The following is a 21,121-nucleotide window of genomic DNA, read 5'->3' on the forward strand; positions in this document are numbered from 1 at the left end:
CTCTCCATTAAAGATTGTTTGATATAGCTCTTTGTTTTTCCTTCTGAATTGAAGGGTTCACGCTAAGCTGACACTGTTCAGTTTTCAAAGAACAACTTTTCGATAACTGCTTTTCGCAGCGACAAATAGTATCTTATCATATTCCGTTGTTGATTGTCAACAACTTTTTTGTTTCTTTTTTCGTCAGTTCGTCCGATCAATTCGTAACGAAGCGACAAAAATCATATTAACATAATCCTAGATAATATGTCAATCAAACTTTTTCTTCCATTTCCTACATCTTATTGAACATTGTCACATCCGTGACTTCTATACTCTAACATAATTCGACTAATCTCGTCAATAGGATATCCTTTTTAGCTTATTGTGATGTACTTCTTAAAAGTTTGCCAAGGACATTCGGGTACAGTACAGACTGTCTATTGTTATAGCTTCCCTAGATTCAATCTAAGAGCAAGCCAGCCAACAAGGCGCGCAAAGTGCTGATCCCATTCACATTTCATTTTGACATCCAGCGAATAGCAATGGGTTCGTTCATAACCAAAGTATAAATCCTACTGACTGTTAACAAGTTCCACTGTTGCGGGATTACCTTGTTCCTTCTCTCTGAATCATCGATTGATGTAAACACAAAAGATTATAAAAAGATTATAAAAAAAAGACATGTACGAATGAAATCATGTCTTTTAACCTCTATTTAAAAATTGGTCGGGAAGACAGGATTTGAACCTGCGACCCCCACGTCCCGAACGTGGTGCTCTACCAAGCTGAGCCACTTCCCGAAAAATACAATTGATGGTGCGGACGAAGGGACTTGAACCCCCATGGTATTTCTACCACTAGAACCTGAATCTAGCGCGTCTGCCAATTCCGCCACGTCCGCGTTAACAGTTCCAATAACTAATATATCACTATTACAAAAATTAAATCAAGTTCATTTACCTGAAAGCTATATAAAATATAAAAAGGGTTCTTTGTAAAATTAAATGCAACAACAAATACATAGAAAAAGCCTTAGTAAATCCGTTATGATTAAGTCGACGAAAACCATACATAACAGGAGGATTTAACGATGGCTTATTCTAATCATAACACAAAGAAACGTCATTTTAAACATCTCACTCCATATGAGCGAGGTCAAATTCAAGTGCTACAGAAAGAAGGAAAAACCCTCCAAGAGATTGCAGATCTTCTTGGTCGCCACAAATCTACGATTTCTCGAGAATTGAAGCGAGGAACTGTTATTCAGCGTCGTTCTGACTTATCTGAGTATAAGGCCTATTTCCCAGAAACAGGACAAGCACGTTATGAAGCCAACCGCTCCCATTGCGGGGCTAAATATAAACTCGTCCAAGCATCTGATTTTATTCGCTTTGCCAACGTGGCTCGAATGAACGTCACAATGGATTAATCAAGAAAAGAGCCAATTATTTTGATTTTTCATTAAAGGGTTATTGGAGTAAAGTGTCGAAATAAATTTTGTTGGAAAATTTTCAATCTAATTGCACTAGGAGGGGAACTAGAATGAGTGGAAAAATTAAAATCGGTATTGTTGGTTATGGTAATCTGGGAAAAGGCGTTGAATTAGCCATTAAACAAAATCCGGATATGCAATTGGAGGCGATCTTTACAAGAAGATCACCAGAACAAGTTGCTACTGTTGGATCAAAGATGGTTCATATATCTAAAGCAGAAGAATATAAGGATCAGATTGATGTCATGATTCTTTGTGGAGGTTCAGCGACAGATATACCTGAACAAGGGCCACAATTTGCAGCTATGTTTAATACAGTTGATAGTTTTGATACCCATGCCAAGATCCCGGAATATTTTGCGAAAATTGATCAAGTTGCAAAGGAAAGTGGGAAAGTAAGCGTCATTTCCACAGGTTGGGATCCGGGATTATTTTCTCTTAATCGAATGATTGTTGAGGCCATTTTACCTCATGGAAAAGATTATACTTTCTGGGGAAAAGGAGTAAGCCAAGGCCATTCTGATGCGATTCGCCGAGTAGAAGGAGTTAAGAATGCCGTTCAATATACGGTGCCTGTAACAGAAGCGATTGAACGTGTACGTTCTGGAGAGAATCCTGAATTATCTACAAGGGAAAAACACTTACGTGATTGCTATGTTGTACTTGAAGAGGGTGCTGATGCTGAAAAGGTAAAAAGAGATATTATGGAAATGCCTTATTATTTCTCAGATTATGATACAAAGGTTACATTCATCTCTGAAGAAGAATTAAAAGCGAATCATTCCACAATGCCTCATGGTGGGTTTGTGATTCGTAGCGGGCAGACAGGGGAAGGAAACCAACATATTGTAGAATTTTCCTTAAAGTTGGATAGCAACCCTGAATTCACCGCAAGTGTATTGGTGGCCTATGCGAGAGCCGCATACCGACTTCAAAAAGAGGGTCAAACAGGGGCAAAAACCGTTTTTGACATTGCACCAGGTTATTTGTCACCTGAATCCCCAGAGGATTTACGTAAGCGATTGTTGTAAAAAAAACTTTAACTAAAAGTAAGAATCCCCTAGGTATCTTCATTGTTATCTAGGGGATTTTTTCTATTCTTCGTCATCTACAGACAAACCATCATAGTACTCTTCAAGCACTTCTCTTCCTTGTAACACAATTCCCCGAAACTTCGAGATTTCAGGAATGTTGGTCAATATAAAGGCGTAAGAAGTTAAGAATTCTTCTACAAACCAAAGAGCAGTGGTCTGTACATTATGTGTAGGGTCTTTTTTATCTATTAATTCCACCATTGGAACCATATTCTCATCAAACCATAAAATTAATTTGCACCAAGGCAAATCACAAACCACACGTTTTTCATTTCTTTCCATACTATTCACCTCCACCAAAACTCATTGTATCACAATAAAGGAAGGAATGCTCTTAAGTATGTGAGCATCCATAACTAATGATATTTTCAGAAAATTAATGAAAAGTAATTGACATTATTTTCTATCCTTTCTAAACTAAATGTTAACAGGATGCTTTTATTTAAGTTAACAAATTATTTAGGGGAGATGGTATGAACCAAAGAGTTTCAGAATTAACAAGAATTGCTTTACTAGCTAGTTTTATAGCGGTAACTGGTATGATTAAAATTCCAACAGGGTTTCCAGGTTCAGAATTTCAGTTGTCCGCTCCATTGGCCGTTGCTATTGTTGTTACTTTTGGATTTTGGCGTTACTTTATCGCAGGTTTAATTGCGAGTTCTGTTTTATTCATGCTAGGGCTTCATACAATTCTTAATGTCGAGGTGGCAATTCTTTTTCGCCTTGTTGCAGGTGGAATAATTGCACTATTTAGAACATCTCTTGGGGTTATTCTTATTGCAGGACCAATTGGATCTCTCATTGCACGTATTGGACTTGCTTATACTTTACAAATTGAGCCACTTCCTCTAATCCTAACTGCAATTCCGGGAATGATTTATACCGTGATTACGGTTTATCCGCTTACGAAAGTGTTGCAAAGAGCCAATAAGGTGGTGTGGAGATCGTATGAATCTGTATAGTATTCGGATGCGCGCAGCACTAGGCGGTCCACATGAACAGGGTGGAAAACATATTTCTGGTGGCGAGCAAATCGCAGCATTCCATGAAATTCAGGATCGAGTTTCTTATTTATTAAGAAAAGCACTGGAACATGATCGTGGTAACCCAGATTTCCTCCAGCTAACGATTGACCTTATAGTAGAACCTGTTCAGATGCTGTCTCCATTATCGGTTTATACCCATACAGTAAATCAAGTGGAGGAAGGAAGAAATCTAGCAAGGGGTATTTTGCGAGATCTAGGATTGAAAGAAATTGTAATCGATAAAGGCTTCAAATGGATGGAGATAACGAATGAGGTACGTGGTGCTATACTGGTAGATGCTATTACAGGTGATAGAATCGATCAACAAGGGTTAAAAGGTGTTAGAGCAACAAGATTGGATTGGAAAGTCGGAGAATTTGAAAAATGGTGTTACGCTCAACAGCTACAACCCAATATCCGTCTAAAAGAAGCGTTGGCATTAGCTACAAAAATTAGTCATTATGAGGGGGTTGTTGCTGAATTATGTTGGTCAGATGATCCGAATTATGTAATTGGTTATGTTTCTAGTAAAATCCTTGGTTATCATCGGATTACAAAAATGAAAGAACACGGAGACGAAAATGGGGGCAGGGTTATATTTGTCAATCCTGATGTGAGAGTGAATGATTATATTCAATTCTTAGAAAAAACGCCAATTCTATTAAAAATGGGGGAGTATGAATGAATTCTGTAGACTTAATTGAAAAGAGTAAAAGATATTTATGGTTACCTTTCACACAAATGAAGGACTATGATGAAAATCCCTTGATTATCGAAAGTGGAGAAGGAATTAAACTGAAAGATATTAACGGAAAGGAGTATTATGATGGATTCTCCTCACTATGGCTTAATGTACATGGACATCGAAAGAAGGAATTAGATAATGCGATCAAAGAACAGTTAGGGAAAATTGCTCATTCTACTTTATTAGGGATGACCAATGTACCTGCAACAGAGTTAGCAGAAAAGCTTATTAAAATTACACCAGAGGGTCTAACAAGGGTTTTCTATTCCGATAGTGGTGCAGAGGCGGTTGAGATTGCGATTAAGATGTCTTTTCAATATTGGCAAAATTTAGGGAGAGCGAATAAAAGGAAATTTGTCACCATGACAAATGGATATCATGGCGACACGATTGGAGCGATCAGCGTTGGTTCAATTGATCTATTTCACCAAGTTTATGGTTCATTGATGTTTGAAACCTATAAAGTTCCATTTCCTTATGTGTATCGCCATCCTAGTGGGGATCCTGTCCAAACAAGAGATGAAAGTCTTGCACAACTTGAAAGTTTATTAAAAGATCACCATGAGGAAATTGCGGCTGTTATCATGGAGTCGATGATGCAAGGTGCAGGTGGGATGATCCTTATGCCGGATGGATTTTTAAGTGGGATACGTGAGCTATGTACGAAATACAACGTTCTTCTTATTTTGGATGAGGTCGCAACTGGTTTTGGCCGAACGGGAAAAATGTTTGCTTGTGAGCATGAAGGGGTAACACCTGATCTTATGACAGTGGGGAAAGGAATTACTGGTGGTTATCTCCCGATTGCTGTAACTTTTACAACAGAGGAAATTTACCAAGCTTTTTATGATCACTATGAAAATATGAAAACATTCTTCCATGGACACTCCTATACAGGAAACCAACTTGGCTGTGCAGTAGCTTTAGCAAATTTAGATTTATTTCAGAAAGAGGACATCGTTAACCAAGTGAAAAGAAAGTCTGTTTATCTAGAGCAGTTACTTTCAGAGCTTAAATCGCTTTCTCATGTTGGTGATATTCGTCAGCTAGGATTTATGGTAGGGATCGAATTGGTAAAGGATAAAACAACCAAAGAACCATTTCCATTTGAAGCAAGAACAGGCTACCATGTCACGCTTAAGTTAAGAGAATTAGGAATGTTAACTCGACCATTAGGAGATGTGATTGTATTTATGCCACCACTCGCCTCAACTGAACAAGAATTAAAAGAAATGGTTCATTTGTTAAAGAAAGCGATTGTTTTGGTTACGGAAAAGGAGGAGGAACCCGTTGAATACGAAGTGGGTCGAAGATGAACTAAAAGTTATAAAAGAAAAGGGGTTATACCGACAATTAAAAACGATTGAGACACCTCCAGAACCTAGGATTAAAATAAGAGGAAAAGAATTGCTGCTTCTATCTTCGAACAATTACTTGGGGCTTGCTTCGGATGATCGATTAATTCAGAGTGCTACAGAAGTACTTCAATCTTTTGGAGTAGGAAGTGGTGGCGCAAGATTAACAACGGGGAATACCATTTGGCATGATCAACTTGAAAAAAGAGTAGCGACGTTTAAAAAAGCAGAAAGTGCCTTATTATTTTCCAGTGGTTATCTGGCTAATGTTGGTGTTTTATCAAGTGTTGCTGGAGAAGGAGATGTTATTCTTAGCGATGAATTAAATCACGCGAGTATCGTAGATGGTTGTCGACTTAGTAAAGCAAAAACAATAATTTACCATCATAAAAGTATGAATGATCTTGAAGAGAAGCTACGTATGACAAGCGTTTTCAAAAAAAAGTTTATTGTTACTGATGGTGTTTTTAGCATGGATGGAGATTTGGCTCCATTGCCAGAGATAGTAGCATTAGCTAGAAAATATAATGCTTATGTGATCATGGATGATGCGCATGGCACAGGCGTGCTTGGCGAACACGGAAGAGGTACCGCTGAACATTTTAATTTAGAGCATGAGATTGATCTAGTGATTGGAACCTTTAGTAAAGCGGTTGGGACAGAGGGAGCTTACGTCGCAGGAAAAGAAGTTTGGATTCAATATCTTAGAAATAAGGCAAGATCCTTTATTTTTCAAACAGCAATGGCACCAAGTATTGCCGCTGCCACAATCACTTCAATTGATATTATTGAACAAAACCAACAATTACGCCAGCATCTTCTTCGACTAGGTAAAATGCTCCGAAAACAGTTAAAACTTTTAGGGTTTCGGGTTGATGATGGGATTACTCCTATTATTCCAGTGATAATCGGTGAAGCTAAACTTGCTGTCGAGTTTGCAAAAGAGCTAGAAGAACAAGGTATTTTTGCACCAGCCATCCGACCACCGACAGTGCCAATTGGCCAGTGTCGAATTCGAATTTCACTAATGGCCAGTCACACTGAAGAACAAATAGGAGAGGTTATAGAAGTGTTTCAACGAGTAGGCCAAAGCTTAGGAGTGATTCAATGAAAAAAGGCATTTTTATAACGGGTACAGATACAGATATCGGGAAGACATTTGTTGCTGCAGGTATTGCTGCAATGTTAGTTGATCATGGAATTGACGTCGGCGTTTTTAAGCCAATGTTGAGTGGAATGAAGCGAGACGATCCGCACAGTGATGCGATGATCTTAAAAACAATGTCCAAAGATACCAACTCTCTAGAATGCATTAACCCTTTTCAATTTGATGCACCTTTAGCGCCCTATATTGCCCAACAATTAGAAGGAAGAACTATAAAGAAACAGGATGTTATCGATAAATGGGACCAAGTGAAAGTGACCCACGACTTTTTTATAGTAGAGGGAGCTGGGGGTCTAGCTGTTCCTTATGGTGAGAACTATTTGGTAAGTGATCTAGCTGTTGAAATAAAATTACCACTGGTAATTGTGGCTAGACCTAATTTAGGAACAGTCAATCATACCTGTTTGACAGTTGAATATGCTAGACAAAAAGGATTAGATGTTCTAGGAGTCATTATTAATGGATTAAAACAAAATGAAGCTGGAGAAGCTGAAAAGACAAATCCCAAATTGATTGAACAATTTTGTCGGGTTCCAGTGCTAGGTGTTATTCCTTGGGTGGATACGATTGATCGTAGTACAATCATCAAGATAATGAATCAAAATCTTCAACTGAACTATTTCCTTTAGGAGGTTAACCATGCTAGACAAAATAAAAGGGGCTTTGTTTCCACCTCACGGTGGACACCCTTGTCTTAAGCTAACGGTTGGCACTACCAGCCCCCATATCGGATTTTCACCGACTAGTTTGCGCCCATGCTGGGGCACTTAAAAAAGAGGTTATCAGTTTCAAAAACTAATAACCTCTAAATAGATGTTTCACTTAATGTTTTGATTATAATAATAACCAATTATTTTTTATTCCTTATAAGAAGATAAAACGTAAAACAAATAGTATACCGAGTACATACATAATCGGATGAACTTCTTTAGCTTTTCCAGCAAAGATTTTTACTAATGGATAAGTTACAAATCCCACACTAATACCTGTTGCAATACTGAATGTTAATGGCATCATCAGCATTGTTAAAAACGCTGGCACTGCTTCGTCTAGTTGTTTCCATTCAATTTCTTTTAAGCTAGCTACCATCAAAATCCCCACAATAATTAATGCTGGAGAAGTAATGGCTGCCACTCCTGCAACAGCTTCAACTAACGGGTAGAAAAATAAAGCAACAATAAACATCATTGAAGTAAATACTGCTGTTAATCCTGTACGCCCTCCAGCTGCTACACCTGCTGACGATTCAATATAAGAAGTAACAGTAGAGGTACCAAATAAAGAACCTACCATCGTTGCAATTGAATCAGCGAATAGCGCCCGACTTGCTCTTGGTATTTTGTTATCCTTTAAGAAACCAGCTTGATTCATAACCCCTACAAGCGTTCCAATATTATCAAATAAGTCAACAAATAGGAATGAAAAGACGATTGTTAAAAATCCCATATTTATTGCACCCATGATATCTAATTGGAGAAAAGTAGGAGCAATTGAAGGTGGCATAGAAAAAATGGCCGTAGGTGTTTTTACAATTCCAAAAATCCAACCTACAATTGCTGTCACAATCATTCCATAAAAAATACCACCTTTTACTTTTTTAATCATAAAGAATAAAGTTATGATTAAACCAAAAATTGTTAATAATATATTTGGATTTCCTAAATCATGAGTTAAGGTCACAAATGTACCTTCTGGATCTGCTACGATAATTCCTGCATTTTTAAATCCAATAAACGCAATAAAAAGTCCAATACCAGTAGAAACCGCTAATTTTAAACCAGAAGGAATCGCATTAATAATCGCTTCCCGCACCTTCGTCAGTGTTAAAAGAAAAAAGATAAGACCAGATAGAAAAACAGCTCCAAGTGCAGTTTGCCAAGGAACCTTCATTCCCAAGACAACAGCAAACGTAAAATATGCATTTAAACCCATTCCTGGTGCAAGGGCAATAGGATAGTTCGCTAAAAGCCCCATTAATAAAGTTCCAATGGCAGAAGCTACTGCTGTTGCGACGAATACTGAACCTACTCCCATTCCTGCTTCTTTTCCTAAGAACAGTGGGTTAACAATCAAAATGTAGGCCATCGTTAAAAATGTAGTAACTCCAGCAAGTAATTCAGTACGAACGCTGGTTTTGTTTTCTGAAAGATGAAAAAAACGATCTAACAAAGAATTATTCATACCGACCTTTGCCTTCGGTGGAACATTTAATGTACGTTCCATTTTTTCTCCTCCTTTTTCTAATTAAATAAAAAAACCTAGGTACGTCTCTACCTAGGCACAAAGGTCTAAACAAAACAATGTTAGATCATGACCCCTTACGACAAAATTACCATTTGGCAATGGCATATGTCATAAATTGAATCAACCCATTTATGATTGTTTGTTTAACCTTCGTAGTCGGGCAATTTACGGTTGCCTGGTAGAGACGTTTGGGCCATATTCCCAAACTTATACGAAGTTGCAATAAATTATTAATTTTTGATTACGGTTTTAGTCTAACAAGAAAAAAATAGGCTGTCAACCTAAAATACGAATATTTTTAAAAAAAATATATATATTGTTCGGTTTAATTCTATTTATTCCCATTCAATCGTCGCAGGTGGCTTTGATGTAATGTCTAAAACGATACGATTAATTCCCTCTACTTCATTAACGATACGATTCGATATTTTTTCTAAAACGTCATATGGTATTCTTGCCCAATCTGCCGTCATTCCATCGATTGATGTTACGGCGCGAATTGCAACGGTATAAGCATAAGTCCTGATATCTCCCATAACGCCTACACTACGAACGTCAGGCAAGACTGTAAAATATTGCCATATTTCTCGATCTAGTCCCGCTTTTTTTATTTCATCTCGAAGAATATAATCAGATTCACGAACAATTTCTAATTTATCTTCCGTAACTTCACCTAGAACGCGAATAGCCAATCCAGGACCAGGGAAGGGTTGACGCCAAACAATTTCATCTGGAATCCCTAATTCGGTTCCAACTTTTCTTACTTCATCTTTAAATAACGTATTTAATGGTTCGATTAATTGGAATTGGATATCCTCTGGTAACCCACCAACATTATGGTGGGATTTAATGGTTTGGGCTGTTTTCGTTCCACTTTCAATAATATCGGTATAAAGGGTCCCTTGAGCTAAGAAATCAAATTCCCCTAGTTTTTGAGATTCCTCCTCAAAAACACGGATAAATTCATTTCCTATAATCTTACGTTTTTGTTCCGGATCACTTACACCCTCTAGCTTGGCAAGAAAGCGATCTTTGGCATCAATTTTGATCACATTCATGTTGAATTTTTCACCAAAGGTTTCCATCACACTCTCTGCTTCGCCTTTTCGAAGTAATCCATGATCAACAAACATACAGGTTAATTGGTCACCAATTGCCTTGTGTACAAGTACTGCTACAACAGAGGAGTCAACACCCCCGCTTAACGCACACAATACTTTTTTATCACCAACGGTTTCACGGATTTCCTTTATTTTCTCCTCAATAAAGGTCTCCATTGACCAGTTTTTTTCTACTTTACAAACATCAAATAGGAAATTTTTCAACATCTCCATCCCATAAATGGAATGTTGTACTTCCGGATGAAATTGTACTGCATAAAATTTTTTATCTTGGTGGCTCATAGCAGCAATTGGAGCATGGTCAGTACTTGCATCAATTTGAAAACCAAACGGTGGTTCTACGACTAAATCGGAGTGACTCATCCATACTTGTTGAGTCTTTTTAAGGCCTTTGTATAAAGGAGAATCATTTTTCACTTCTATATTTGCTTTCCCATATTCCCTAACATTTGCTCGTTCCACTTTCCCTTTTAATTGATGAGTCATTAATTGCATCCCATAACAAATACCGAGAATCGGAATTCCTAATTCATAGATTTTCGGATCTACAATGGGTGCATCTTCAACATAAACACTAGCTGGTCCACCAGAAAATACAATTCCTTTTGGATTCATTTCTCTAATTTTTTCGACAGAAGTATCAAAAGGAATCAATTCACTATACACACCTAGTTCGCGAATTCTACGTGCAATCAATTGATTATATTGTCCACCAAAATCTAGAACAACGACCATTTCATTTGGTTTTTCCACGAAAGCTCCTCCTTAGCGGCTCACTTCGTATAACTTCCTAGGTTTTTCATTCATTGCTGCCATTCTAACAAAATTCGTCAAATAGCGTCAAGCAAGAATTTTTCATTTATTCTACCATAAAATATCATAATTTTAGTAATAGAAAAGGTCCTTTCTTTGAATAGAAAGGACCTGTTGAATTGCCAATTACGATTACATCATTCCCATTCCGCCCATGTCAGGCATTCCTGGGTTTGCTTTTTCTGGTTCTGGCTTGTCAGCGACGATTGATTCTGTGGTTAAGAACATAGCAGCAACAGATGCAGCATTTTGTAATGCAGAACGAGTTACTTTTGCTGGGTCAACGATACCAGCTTGGATCATGTTTACCCATTCACCAGTAGCAGCGTTGAAACCAATGCCAATATCTTCTTTTTTCAAACGCTCAACAATCACAGAACCTTCTAAACCTGCATTGTTAGCGATTTGACGAACTGGCTCTTCTAAAGCGCGTTTTACAATGTCAACACCTGTTTTTTCATCGCCAGTAGCTTGAACTTTATCAACTGCTGCGATAACATTTACAAGTGCTGTACCACCACCAGAAACGATACCTTCTTCAACAGCAGCACGAGTAGAGTTCAATGCATCTTCAATGCGAAGTTTTTTCTCTTTTAATTCAGTTTCAGTAGCCGCACCCACTTTAATAACAGCTACTCCACCAGCTAATTTCGCTAAACGCTCTTGTAGTTTTTCACGGTCAAATTCGGAAGTGGTTTCTTCTAATTGTTGACGGATTTGGTTGACACGAGCTGCGATTTGTGCTTTGTCACCATTTCCATCAACAATTATGGTGTTTTCTTTGGTTACACGTACTTGACGTGCACGACCTAATTGATCAATTGTGGTAGTCTTAAGATCAAGACCTAGTTCTTCAGTGATTACTTCACCACCTGTTAAGATTGCAATATCTTGTAACATAGCTTTACGACGATCACCGAATCCAGGTGCTTTTACAGCTACTGCAGTGAAAGTACCGCGTAGTTTGTTTACTACTAATGTAGCTAAAGCTTCCCCTTCTAAATCTTCAGCGATGATTAAAAGTGGACGACCTTGTTGTACGACTTTTTCAAGAACAGGTAAGATTTCTTGGATACTTGTAATCTTCTTATCTGTAATTAAGATAAATGGATCTTCTAACAGAGCTTCCATTTTATCGGTATCAGTAATCATGTATGGAGAAATATATCCACGGTCGAATTGCATACCTTCTACTACTTCTAATTCAGTAACAAAACCTTTAGACTCTTCTACGGTAATAACTCCATCATTACCTACTTTCTCCATTGCTTCAGCAATTAATTGTCCTACTTCTTCATCTGCAGCAGAGATAGAAGCAACTTGAGCAATGGATGCTTTTCCTTCGATTGGCTTTGCAATTCGCTTAATTTCTTCAACTGCAGCATTTACTGCTTTTTCAATCCCTTTGCGAATAACCATTGGGTTTGCTCCAGCAGTTACGTTCTTTAAACCTTCACGAATTAATGCTTGGGCTAAAACAGTAGCCGTGGTTGTTCCGTCTCCAGCTACATCGTTTGTTTTCGTTGCTACTTCTTTTACTAATTGAGCCCCCATGTTTTCAAATGGGTCTTCTAACTCGATTTCTTTTGCAATGGTAACACCGTCATTTGTAATTAATGGTGAACCGAATTTCTTTTCTAATACAACGTTACGTCCTTTTGGTCCTAGTGTTACTTTTACAGCGTTTGCTAAAGCGTCTACCCCACGTAACATCGCACGACGAGCTTCTTCACCAAAGATAATTTGTTTCGCCATTCTGCTTACCTCCTATACATTTTTTCTCGAACATTTATGTTAGTGTGCTGATTCGTTAAGTATGAAAAAACTTCACGTATAACGCAGGTACTCTATTCAATGATGGCAAGAATATCGCTTTCACGCATGATTAAGTATTCTTTATCTTGATATTTTAATTCTGTTCCTGCGTATTTGGAATAGATGACACGATCTCCTTCTTTAACATCTAATGGTTCCCGTTCTCCTTTTTCATTGCGACGGCTACCTACTGCAATAACACGGCCTTCTTGTGGCTTTTCTTTCGCAGTATCTGGTAGAACAATTCCGCTAGCAGTAGTTTGTTCTTTTTCAATTGGTTCAATAACGACACGATCACCAACTGGTTTAATCATCTTCACAGAAACCTCCTTATTATGTTTATTATCCTTTTATTAGCACTCGCCTTAATAGAGTGCTAACACATTTTTAATAATAATAAAACTTAGCATATTTTTCAAGTCGTTTTATTAAAATTTTTCCGTCAAACAGTATGCCCAAATTCTAGCATAATATTCCAACGAAAGATACAAAAAAAATAAGTGCTACGAGGAACACCAATAAGAATATTATAATCGTTTCCAAATTAGTAATTAGTGAAGCATTCATTTATTATGGTAGAGAAAGTATGGCTTTGTTGCCATTAGGACAATAATAGGTGTTTCTATCCTGAATCGAGGTACATTTGTTTTTCAAAAACGATTCAATTACAATCTTACGTTCACTATCTTTCATAATCTCAGTTTCAAATAGATCTAATAAAGTTTTTACAGCCTTAGAGCTCATAATATTTATCTGAGTATTAGTTAGCCCATGTTCATGTAATTTAGTAATTTCTTCTTCGGTAAAAAGTTTAATTGTAGCTTCAGGATTGCTAACTAATAGTGAGAACTTCTCCTGCCAATCGCCAATTAGTTTTAATGCCACATCACCTGTAAGGAAAGTATGATCGGGCTGACTCTGATCACGAGGAACAAATCCAGAAAATCTTTTCTTATCATTATAATTCCCCTTTTAAAACTTACCAATCTGTTATTCGCGATAAGCAATTGAAATATAGGTATTTTAGTTCGGATTAGTATTGCTTCGTACTCACAACACTACTAATTTTTTATTCAGGCCTTATAATAATTTGTTCGGATTTTTCAAACCATTGAATCCACCTTGAATCATTAAAAAAGCCTTTATCCTGAATGGATTCCCATTCTTCTTCAGGGAATATTTCATTTGAGATCTGATTGATCAATTTTAACTTAATTTGATAGCTTTTGAGTTCTTCTAAATCATCTTCATCTAGTAATATACTACTACCCTCGATACTCCGAGCGTTTGAATTACGTAAAAAGTTTCGTAAACCTTTAAAGTAATCATTAAATATGAGGGGTGACTGTAAATTCTTTGTATAAATTTTATTGTAGGTTGCATACAAACCATTTAAATTAGCTATATTCTCCTGTAATAAATTACTTATTCCGTCCATATCATCTAAAGTTATGGTTTTCTTCGCGATCCATTGATTTAATGTTTCTTCTAATTCCTTCATACTAGACAATGAAGAGAAAAAAATACCATATGCATCTTCATTAATAATTTCCAATAAAATTTTGTTTTGTTTCTGTTCTTGTAAATATAAATACCCAAGCAGTAAAGTAATCAGAAATAAAACCATTTCAAGTATAATAACCGTTTTCTTCATAAAAAGTCCTCCATAGGAATGTAACGAACAGATTGGGCACAACAGTACACCAGTCTGTAAATTATTTCAATAGAAATTAACCTGCATTACAAATATAAGGGAATTTAGGTTGTAAATTTCTTAAAGTATTTATCTATCCAGTTAAATAAAATTATTATTTTATGGAAAAATTGTTCATCTTTTACAATTAACGGACCATCTATTGTTAATTTTTGTTGTTCCTGTCCAAAATTCTCCTTACTTTTAGGAATTGGACAGGACTAATGTAGATAATTATTTGAAATACTTATATTATTATCTTGTGTTATTGATTAAATCTGCTGCAAAATTTAATCCATCTTGTTCAGTAAATAGGCTACTTAAATGAAATTTCATCAAGTAATAAACATCTTTATCATTAAATAGTAGGAATAATATTTTTCCACGTTTTGTTTCTTCTAATTTGTATTCTACTAGTACATCCCCAATTTTTTTATTTTCTGAGCCTGATAAAGAAGATGAACCTTTTCCTATATTAAGTTCAACAGTCTTTTCACCTTTATATTCACCATAAAGAATTCTCATTCTATTATTTTCCTCAATTTGTTGCTTTTGTTCATCAGTTAATGATATGAGCTCTCCTTTTTCGTTTGCATAGATGACTTGAGCAATATAACGATTTCCCGTTGTTTTTAAATCTAATTCGGGTGGTAGCAATAAACTAATAAAGGTTATCGGTAAATTCTCCTGTGTAGGGATTGTTATATTTACATCCATCTGTTTTTCTATTTCTCTTTCAATATCACTAGGAAATGTATTTTTACTACAAGCTGTAAGCCCCATACTTAAAAGGAAAATTATGATAAATATTTTTTTATTCATAATTTCTCACCGTCCCATTAATATTTAAATACTAATAGCAATTTTCTATCAATTAGAAAAGATAATGGGCATGATTGCTTGAACCACTAATAAGCTTTAACCACTATCAAATAATATTATCTACCTACTATTTTAATTACTTTAATGACTCAGCAAACTTAAGAATTTCTTCTTTAGTTATATTACCTTTTGAAATTATAAAATGATTAGTCTTATTTTTATACCAACTCAAAGCAATTATCTCTTTATCCGGATACTCTAATATTTGCCCTTCCACTCCTTGTATCATTAAATCTTGAGTATCATTGTCTCCAATTATTACTTGTGCAGCTTTTGTTGTATAGTCGATCCAATTACTAGGGTCATTTTGATTTCTATATCTGATAGTAATTGCTTTATGTGCTTCTATATTAAGTTTAACTCCATTTTTGAATTCCGCAGGTGGTTCATTATATATTACATTCTCCATTTTATAGTTCTTAGGAAGATAAGTTGGCAATAATACTTCTATGTTAGACATAAGCTCTTTGCCCTTTTCCAAGGAAACCTGAGCTGGTTGAGAAGTAATTTGACTTTCCGATTTTATTTGATGTTTTACACCATTGTTTTTAGTTTGTTCCGTATATTCAGCGTACCCAATTCCACTAAACATCAATGCTATTATAAGACTAGCAAAAATAATCCTTTTCATAAAGATATCTCCCTTCCTTGAACAAATAATTATGGTTGATAAGCAAATCTATCATAATGAGCAGAATAAGTAGGACCATCAATACCATCTTCACTAGCATATACTACAAGCTCAGTATAAAGATTTTGAACCTCCGCAGTATAACTTATTGCTGCTTCCTGAGCTAAAGTAACAGGGTCAGAATAGAAACATAAATAAGTTTTTTCTTCGAGTTTTCCCCTTATACTTTCCAGAACTGTGTTCTCTCAAGGATAGCCCTGCTAAATTCACTAATTGCTGGGAGTGCTTATACTTTGTAATGTCACCAACTTCAGCGAAGAACTGGGCAACAGTTATGGTACCTAAGCCTTGTATATTCATCATTTCTTTAGCCCCTGGTATCGTTTCTACAATGGTCTCAATTTCTTGATCTAATTGTTCTAATTGCTGTTTGTACAGTTCGTATTGATCAAGTAAACATTCCAATTCACGTTTAGCAAACTGTATACCAATTTTGATACCAATGCTTTTTTTGGCTGTTTCCACCAACTTCGTTGCTCGTTTAATTCCAACACCACGTTGTACAAACGGCTTCCATTTTCCTAAAACTTCTTCCGGAGTCATCTTGATTATTTCTGAGGGAAAGGGGAATAACCTTAGCGTACAAAGTGCAGCCTTTCCTTCCCAATCTCCAAAAACATCGAAATACTCTGGGAAATACCGTTGAATGTGATTCTGAATGCGACCTTCAGTAATCATGAGCTGTTGGACGAGTTGATCTCTTAATTTGACGCCTTCTCTCAGTTCGGCATATATCCCGTCTAAGAGATTAGGTACGGAGTATCTCCCGTCTTTTATCAGCTGTGCAATTACTTTCGCATCCTTGGTATCGTTTTTCGTTGGGGAGTTATCATCAAGCTCTTTACTTTTCTTTACGTGCATTGGATTTACTAAAACAAAGTCATATCCTTTTGCGATTAGAAAATAGGTTAGATTTAACCAGTAATGGCCAGTCGGCTCGACACCAAAAATAACATGAGTTTTATTTTTTTCTTTTTTATGTCTTTCGACATAGTCCACCAGTTTTTGAAAGCCATATATTCGATTCTCAAAGATCAGACGCTTTCCAAACTCTATGCCACGGTCATCTTGTGCACGTGCGACATGTTTGTCTTTGGCAACATCAATACCAATGATTAGTGTTGTTGGTTTGATTTGCGCTATTTTGTGATTTTGGTTATAATTCATTTTGAGTCCTCCCTTGATATTTATTAAATTCGGGGTCAATGCATTGACACCCTGTACTATACCAAGAGGGCTCTTTTTTGTTAACCCTCAAAATTTCTTTCTAACAGGAATGCTCCTTTTTTTTCATATTTTTAAAATTAGTGCTAATCTTTGATTACCTATTTCTTTATCATTGTTGATTTTCCTTTAAAATGGAATTAAATAATGTAATTTGTTTATCGCTCCTACATATTTAAGAAGGAGGCAACGTCATGCATATTGGTAATCGAATTAAGAAATTACGTGAATCTTTGGGGATTAAAAGGAAAGACTTTGCTTCAGGTGTTATATCCTACTCTCACTTAAGCAATATTGAGGTTGGTAAAAATGGTGCTTCAGAAGAGATATTAATCGCAATTGCAAAAAAACTTAATGTGCCAAAAGAATATTTAACAAGATATAAGGATATTGATCATGATTTAGAGACCAAATTATCCTCTTTGAAAGCGAATCTAGATCTTAAAAACTTAGATGAAGCAGAGTCAATTTTAGAGAATATAAAAAAAGATTATCCTTATATTAACTCTATCGATCAAGAAGCTCTCTATTATTTGTTAGAAAGCTACTATTATTTCAGAACAAACAATCATAAGGATTTTGCAATAATTTATGAGAAAGAATTATTACCCCTTCTCGAAATCGTGGAGATAGACCGTATTCCCTCAGAACTTTTTAAAGAAACTTATTATTACCTAAATGCTGTCAACCATTTTACAAATAAACAATATGAGGATAGTTACCAATGTTTTCTTAAACAACTTCCTTTAGTAAAAGATCCGATTATAAAGGCCGGAACTAACTACAATATTGCCTTATCTTTGGCAAAATTAAACAAAACAAATCTAGCCATTCCGTATGCTAATAATGCCTTAGATGTTTATCTTCATGAAAACAAATGGACAAATGCAGCTGAAAATTATACTTTATTAGGTGGTTTATATATAGAGGAACGAGATTTTGCCAGTGCAGAACAAAATTTGCAAAAAGCTTTAGATCTAGCTGAAAATTTTAATAATGAAAAACTTAAAGGGAAAATATATCATAACTTAGGAATCGTATACAAAAACCTTAAGAAATTAAATAAAAGTATGGATTACTTTTTAAAAAGTTTAGAACTTAATAAAGCCACAAATAATGAGCTGTTTATTACATATGAATCTATTATGGAGATATATTTAGAACAAAATTCCTTAGATGATTTAACTAACATTCTTAAAGAAGCTAAGCAATATTGTAATAAGGAAGAGGATGCCTACCATTTTAAGATAATTGAGGCTAAATTACTCTTAAAGCAAAATCAATTGGCAGAGTACGAATTGTTGATGAAAGAAGCTATAGAATATTATTATAAAAATAAAATGTGGAAGCATTTATTACCGATTTCTGAGGAATTGGGTAATTTCTATAAAGAGTCAAAAAAGTATAAACCGGCATCCCAATATTATAAAATTGCGTTGGATGCTGTAAGTGATCTATATAAATAATGAATAGTTATTATCGTCAGTTTTCAACTTGTTCTTCCTTTATTTGAATTTTATTAGATAAGTGATTGCTATAAAAAATTAATCCATTTAAGAAGACTAACAATCCCGAAATCAACATAATGTACTTAACACCTATTCGGTCAGCAATATAGCCACCTATTCCTTTCGAAATTGGCCTAAGTGATTGTGTTGAAAAAACTCGGATACCCATAATTTTCCCCATGACCTCTTCTTTAGTGTACAATTGATAGAGAGTATTAACATTAATTTGTTCAACACTTAATATTACGCCGATTAGGATATAAATAAGAAAAGTTGAGATGTGGGGGAAGGCCATTATAAAAATGATCATTAAAATTCCCATTAGAATTTCACTCAATATAATTAATTTCATATGAGAAATTTTTATTTTAAAACTTACTAATGAACCAATAATCAATCCTATAGATAATGAAGAATTAAGAATCCCTATATATAAAGGGTTTTCAAAGCTATCTTTTACCAATACGATGAGTAAGCTAAAAAAGGGTTCACTTACAAAATTAGAAAGACTATAAATTAGCATTAACCGAAGTATGATTTTATTACCTTTTATATATGATAAACCTTCTTTTACTTCACTTAAGTCAAAAATTTTAGAGGCTTCTCTTTTTCCATTTTTATCAAGAGTTGAAGGGTTATAAATAATACGGAGCATAAGTGAAATAGAAATTATAAATGTTAAAGTATTTATCACATATATAGTCTCAAGACCTGTAAATTTGACTAGGAAACCAGCTAAAATAGGCCCAATTACGAAATTCACCTGATCTACCAACTCCATAAATCCATTCGCGTTTGTTAAATCCTTTTTATCTACAATCGTCGGAATAAATGAATAATAATTAGGAACCCAAATGGCCTGTAACATACCATGAATAAAAAATATTAGATAAAATAATAGAATAGAAGATTGAACAATAGTCAAAATTATCACAATGATATTTATAATTATAGATAATATATCGATTATAATTAATATGTTCTTTTTATTAAACTTATCACCTAGAGTACCTCCAAATACTGAAAAAAGTATTTCTGGTAGGCTCATACTGATCATAGCTAAAGCAAAAAGAAGTGCTGAATTATTTGATATTTGCAAAACGAACCATACTATAGCAAACATAAACAGGGAATCCCCAAATCTTGATATAGCCTGCCCATAAAAATAATATTTAAAGTTTTTATTAGTTGTCAGTAATGATAAATTCATATTTTCTTCTCCAAATTATCAAATTTTATAATTATATATTTACAAATTTCTTTAGTTCGGGTATAAAAATTTCTTCAATAAATCCGTTGAAATTAGACAATTCTTCCATACATTGTTTTTTTCTATCAATTTGATTCGTTAGGTAACACCCTCCACTACAATAACCACCCAATTTACAAATTAAACAATCGTTTCTATTTATTAAATTATGATTCATCCAACTATTTAGGTTAACATTATTTGACGTAATATTTCCTATATTAAATTCTTTTCTACCAACAGAATAAGGACATCTATAGGCATCTAAAGATGAATCTATGTAATATCCATCATATAGCGACGATGTAGACCAACAGTAATGATATCTTGATCTGCCGGCCTCATATTGATTAAAATGTATCTTTATTAAATTTGATAAATAGAACGTAGACTTTAAAAAAACAATCTTATAATTGGAAGGAATGTTGTTGATTTTCTCAAATATTTTCATTAATTCTAATAATAACTCGTATTCTTTAAACATATAAGGATAATTTATTTCGTTTAGCCTATCATCTACCCTGGCAATCTCAAGTCTAAATAAATCTTTATTTGCCCAACCCCTTTGTTCCATCAAACTAAACATATCTCCTATTTGTGTGATATTCTGTTTATCAATATTCATGCTAACAACTACTGGAATAGACAATTTTAAAAGTATATCAATATTTTCAATAATTCTTTCTCCATTTTTGTTGTTCCCAATATCATAATTCTTTTTATTATTTTGATTTTCTTTTAAAATGGAAGAAGTTTAAGAATTTTGGTTTTTACCCCTTTTTATTTATAGAAAAGCAAGACAATTATTGTATACAGACAAGAAAATAGAAAAATTACGTGTTTCTTTTAAATTTTTTAGGAACTTTTTACTAAAATAATGATGGTTTTACACAATACGCCGATGAGGTAGATTGGCCTGGCCTTCAAAGCATTACGCCTGACACGATGTAATATCAATACAGAAAAATAAACAAACAAAAAGCACGCTTCCTTCTTCAGGTTGACGTGCTTTTTGCTGTTCAT

18 protein-coding genes, 2 tRNA genes, 2 pseudogenes and 1 riboswitch are annotated in these 21,121 nt (G+C 34.9%); of the genes and pseudogenes, 8 read left to right on the forward strand and 14 right to left on the reverse strand.

Annotated features, from left to right (window positions below; genetic code table 11):
- Positions 1 to 705: 705 nt before the first annotated feature.
- Positions 706 to 782, reverse strand: a tRNA-Pro gene (locus EDD72_RS10400).
- A 14-nt stretch (positions 783 to 796) separates the two neighbouring features.
- Positions 797 to 883, reverse strand: a tRNA-Leu gene (locus EDD72_RS10405).
- A gap of 189 nt (positions 884 to 1,072) precedes the next feature.
- Here EDD72_RS10405 and EDD72_RS10410 point away from each other — a divergent pair.
- Positions 1,073 to 1,378: pseudogene (locus EDD72_RS10410) on the forward strand (transposase); the annotation flags it as partial.
- A gap of 146 nt (positions 1,379 to 1,524) precedes the next feature.
- Positions 1,525 to 2,505 carry a diaminopimelate dehydrogenase gene (locus EDD72_RS10415; RefSeq protein WP_132770070.1) on the forward strand — a complete coding sequence of 327 codons (981 nt, stop codon included), beginning with the start codon at positions 1,525 to 1,527 and terminating at the stop codon, positions 2,503 to 2,505.
- Positions 2,506 to 2,568: 63 nt separating this feature from the next.
- Here EDD72_RS10415 and EDD72_RS10420 read toward each other — a convergent pair whose 3' ends face one another.
- Complete coding sequence (locus tag EDD72_RS10420) at positions 2,569 to 2,850, reverse strand: hypothetical protein (RefSeq protein ID WP_132770072.1); 282 nt, start codon at positions 2,848 to 2,850, stop codon at positions 2,569 to 2,571.
- A gap of 191 nt (positions 2,851 to 3,041) precedes the next feature.
- Here EDD72_RS10420 and EDD72_RS10425 point away from each other — a divergent pair, with 191 nt between their 5' ends.
- From EDD72_RS10425 to bioD, 5 genes are read left to right on the forward strand one after another with little or no spacing between them, the layout of a single operon-like run.
- Complete coding sequence (locus tag EDD72_RS10425; RefSeq protein ID WP_132770074.1) at positions 3,042 to 3,530, forward strand: hypothetical protein; 489 nt, start codon at positions 3,042 to 3,044, stop codon at positions 3,528 to 3,530.
- Positions 3,517 to 4,278 carry a 6-carboxyhexanoate--CoA ligase gene (locus EDD72_RS10430; protein WP_132770076.1) on the forward strand — a complete coding sequence of 254 codons (762 nt, stop codon included), beginning with the start codon at positions 3,517 to 3,519 and terminating at the stop codon, positions 4,276 to 4,278. Before EDD72_RS10425 ends, EDD72_RS10430 begins: the two co-directional genes overlap by 14 nt.
- On the forward strand, positions 4,275 to 5,654 hold the full coding sequence (gene bioA, locus EDD72_RS10435; protein WP_132770078.1) for an adenosylmethionine--8-amino-7-oxononanoate transaminase: 1,380 nt from the start codon (positions 4,275 to 4,277) through the stop codon (positions 5,652 to 5,654). Before EDD72_RS10430 ends, bioA begins: the two co-directional genes overlap by 4 nt.
- Positions 5,629 to 6,804 carry an 8-amino-7-oxononanoate synthase gene (gene bioF / locus EDD72_RS10440; protein ID WP_243643825.1) on the forward strand — a complete coding sequence of 392 codons (1,176 nt, stop codon included), beginning with the start codon at positions 5,629 to 5,631 and terminating at the stop codon, positions 6,802 to 6,804. The genes bioA and bioF overlap by 26 nt, the downstream gene beginning before the upstream one ends.
- Positions 6,801 to 7,487, forward strand: a complete 687-nt coding sequence (gene bioD / locus EDD72_RS10445; protein WP_132770080.1) for a dethiobiotin synthase — start codon at positions 6,801 to 6,803, stop codon at positions 7,485 to 7,487. The genes bioF and bioD overlap by 4 nt, the downstream gene beginning before the upstream one ends.
- A gap of 235 nt (positions 7,488 to 7,722) precedes the next feature.
- Here bioD and EDD72_RS10450 read toward each other — a convergent pair whose 3' ends face one another.
- From EDD72_RS10450 to EDD72_RS10490, 9 genes and pseudogenes are all read right to left on the reverse strand, one after another.
- The gene (locus tag EDD72_RS10450; RefSeq protein ID WP_279388105.1) at positions 7,723 to 9,081 is read right to left on the reverse strand and encodes an NCS2 family permease; all 1,359 of its coding nucleotides are present in this window, start codon (positions 9,079 to 9,081) and stop codon (positions 7,723 to 7,725) included.
- 154 nt (positions 9,082 to 9,235) lie between these two features.
- A riboswitch (purine riboswitch) is annotated at positions 9,236 to 9,337 on the reverse strand.
- Positions 9,338 to 9,437: 100 nt separating this feature from the next.
- Complete coding sequence (guaA, locus tag EDD72_RS10455) at positions 9,438 to 10,976, reverse strand: glutamine-hydrolyzing GMP synthase (protein ID WP_132770082.1); 1,539 nt, start codon at positions 10,974 to 10,976, stop codon at positions 9,438 to 9,440.
- Positions 10,977 to 11,168: 192 nt separating this feature from the next.
- Positions 11,169 to 12,791: a chaperonin GroEL gene (gene groL / locus EDD72_RS10460; RefSeq protein WP_132770084.1), complete on the reverse strand. Its 1,623-nt coding sequence runs from the start codon at positions 12,789 to 12,791 to the stop codon at positions 11,169 to 11,171.
- Positions 12,792 to 12,883: 92 nt separating this feature from the next.
- A complete protein-coding gene (groES, locus tag EDD72_RS10465; RefSeq protein ID WP_279388106.1) occupies positions 12,884 to 13,171 on the reverse strand; it encodes a co-chaperone GroES in 288 nt (95 codons plus the stop codon).
- A 250-nt stretch (positions 13,172 to 13,421) separates the two neighbouring features.
- Positions 13,422 to 13,736 carry a hypothetical protein gene (locus EDD72_RS10470; RefSeq protein ID WP_132770086.1) on the reverse strand — a complete coding sequence of 105 codons (315 nt, stop codon included), beginning with the start codon at positions 13,734 to 13,736 and terminating at the stop codon, positions 13,422 to 13,424.
- Between the two features lie 184 nt (positions 13,737 to 13,920).
- On the reverse strand, positions 13,921 to 14,505 hold the full coding sequence (locus EDD72_RS10475) for a hypothetical protein (RefSeq protein WP_132770088.1): 585 nt from the start codon (positions 14,503 to 14,505) through the stop codon (positions 13,921 to 13,923).
- A gap of 294 nt (positions 14,506 to 14,799) precedes the next feature.
- Complete coding sequence (locus EDD72_RS10480; protein ID WP_068727835.1) at positions 14,800 to 15,366, reverse strand: hypothetical protein; 567 nt, start codon at positions 15,364 to 15,366, stop codon at positions 14,800 to 14,802.
- Positions 15,367 to 15,502: 136 nt separating this feature from the next.
- On the reverse strand, positions 15,503 to 16,057 hold the full coding sequence (locus EDD72_RS10485; protein WP_069799897.1) for a DUF4367 domain-containing protein: 555 nt from the start codon (positions 16,055 to 16,057) through the stop codon (positions 15,503 to 15,505).
- A gap of 207 nt (positions 16,058 to 16,264) precedes the next feature.
- A pseudogene (locus EDD72_RS10490) lies at positions 16,265 to 17,284 on the reverse strand (IS110 family RNA-guided transposase); the annotation flags it as partial.
- A gap of 251 nt (positions 17,285 to 17,535) precedes the next feature.
- Between EDD72_RS10490 and EDD72_RS10495 the strand changes: the two are divergent.
- On the forward strand, positions 17,536 to 18,807 hold the full coding sequence (locus EDD72_RS10495) for a helix-turn-helix domain-containing protein (RefSeq protein WP_132770090.1): 1,272 nt from the start codon (positions 17,536 to 17,538) through the stop codon (positions 18,805 to 18,807).
- A gap of 16 nt (positions 18,808 to 18,823) precedes the next feature.
- On the opposite strand, the gene EDD72_RS10500 is transcribed toward EDD72_RS10495, so the two are convergent.
- Together EDD72_RS10500 and EDD72_RS10505 are read right to left on the reverse strand one after the other, a co-directional pair.
- Positions 18,824 to 20,059 carry an MFS transporter gene (locus tag EDD72_RS10500; protein WP_132770092.1) on the reverse strand — a complete coding sequence of 412 codons (1,236 nt, stop codon included), beginning with the start codon at positions 20,057 to 20,059 and terminating at the stop codon, positions 18,824 to 18,826.
- Between the two features lie 31 nt (positions 20,060 to 20,090).
- On the reverse strand, positions 20,091 to 20,747 hold the full coding sequence (locus EDD72_RS10505) for an SPASM domain-containing protein (RefSeq protein WP_132770094.1): 657 nt from the start codon (positions 20,745 to 20,747) through the stop codon (positions 20,091 to 20,093).
- Positions 20,748 to 21,121: the final 374 nt, after the last annotated feature.

It is taken from the genome of Tepidibacillus fermentans, assembly GCF_004342885.1.
Lineage (GTDB): Bacteria > Bacillota > Bacilli > Tepidibacillales > Tepidibacillaceae > Tepidibacillus > Tepidibacillus fermentans.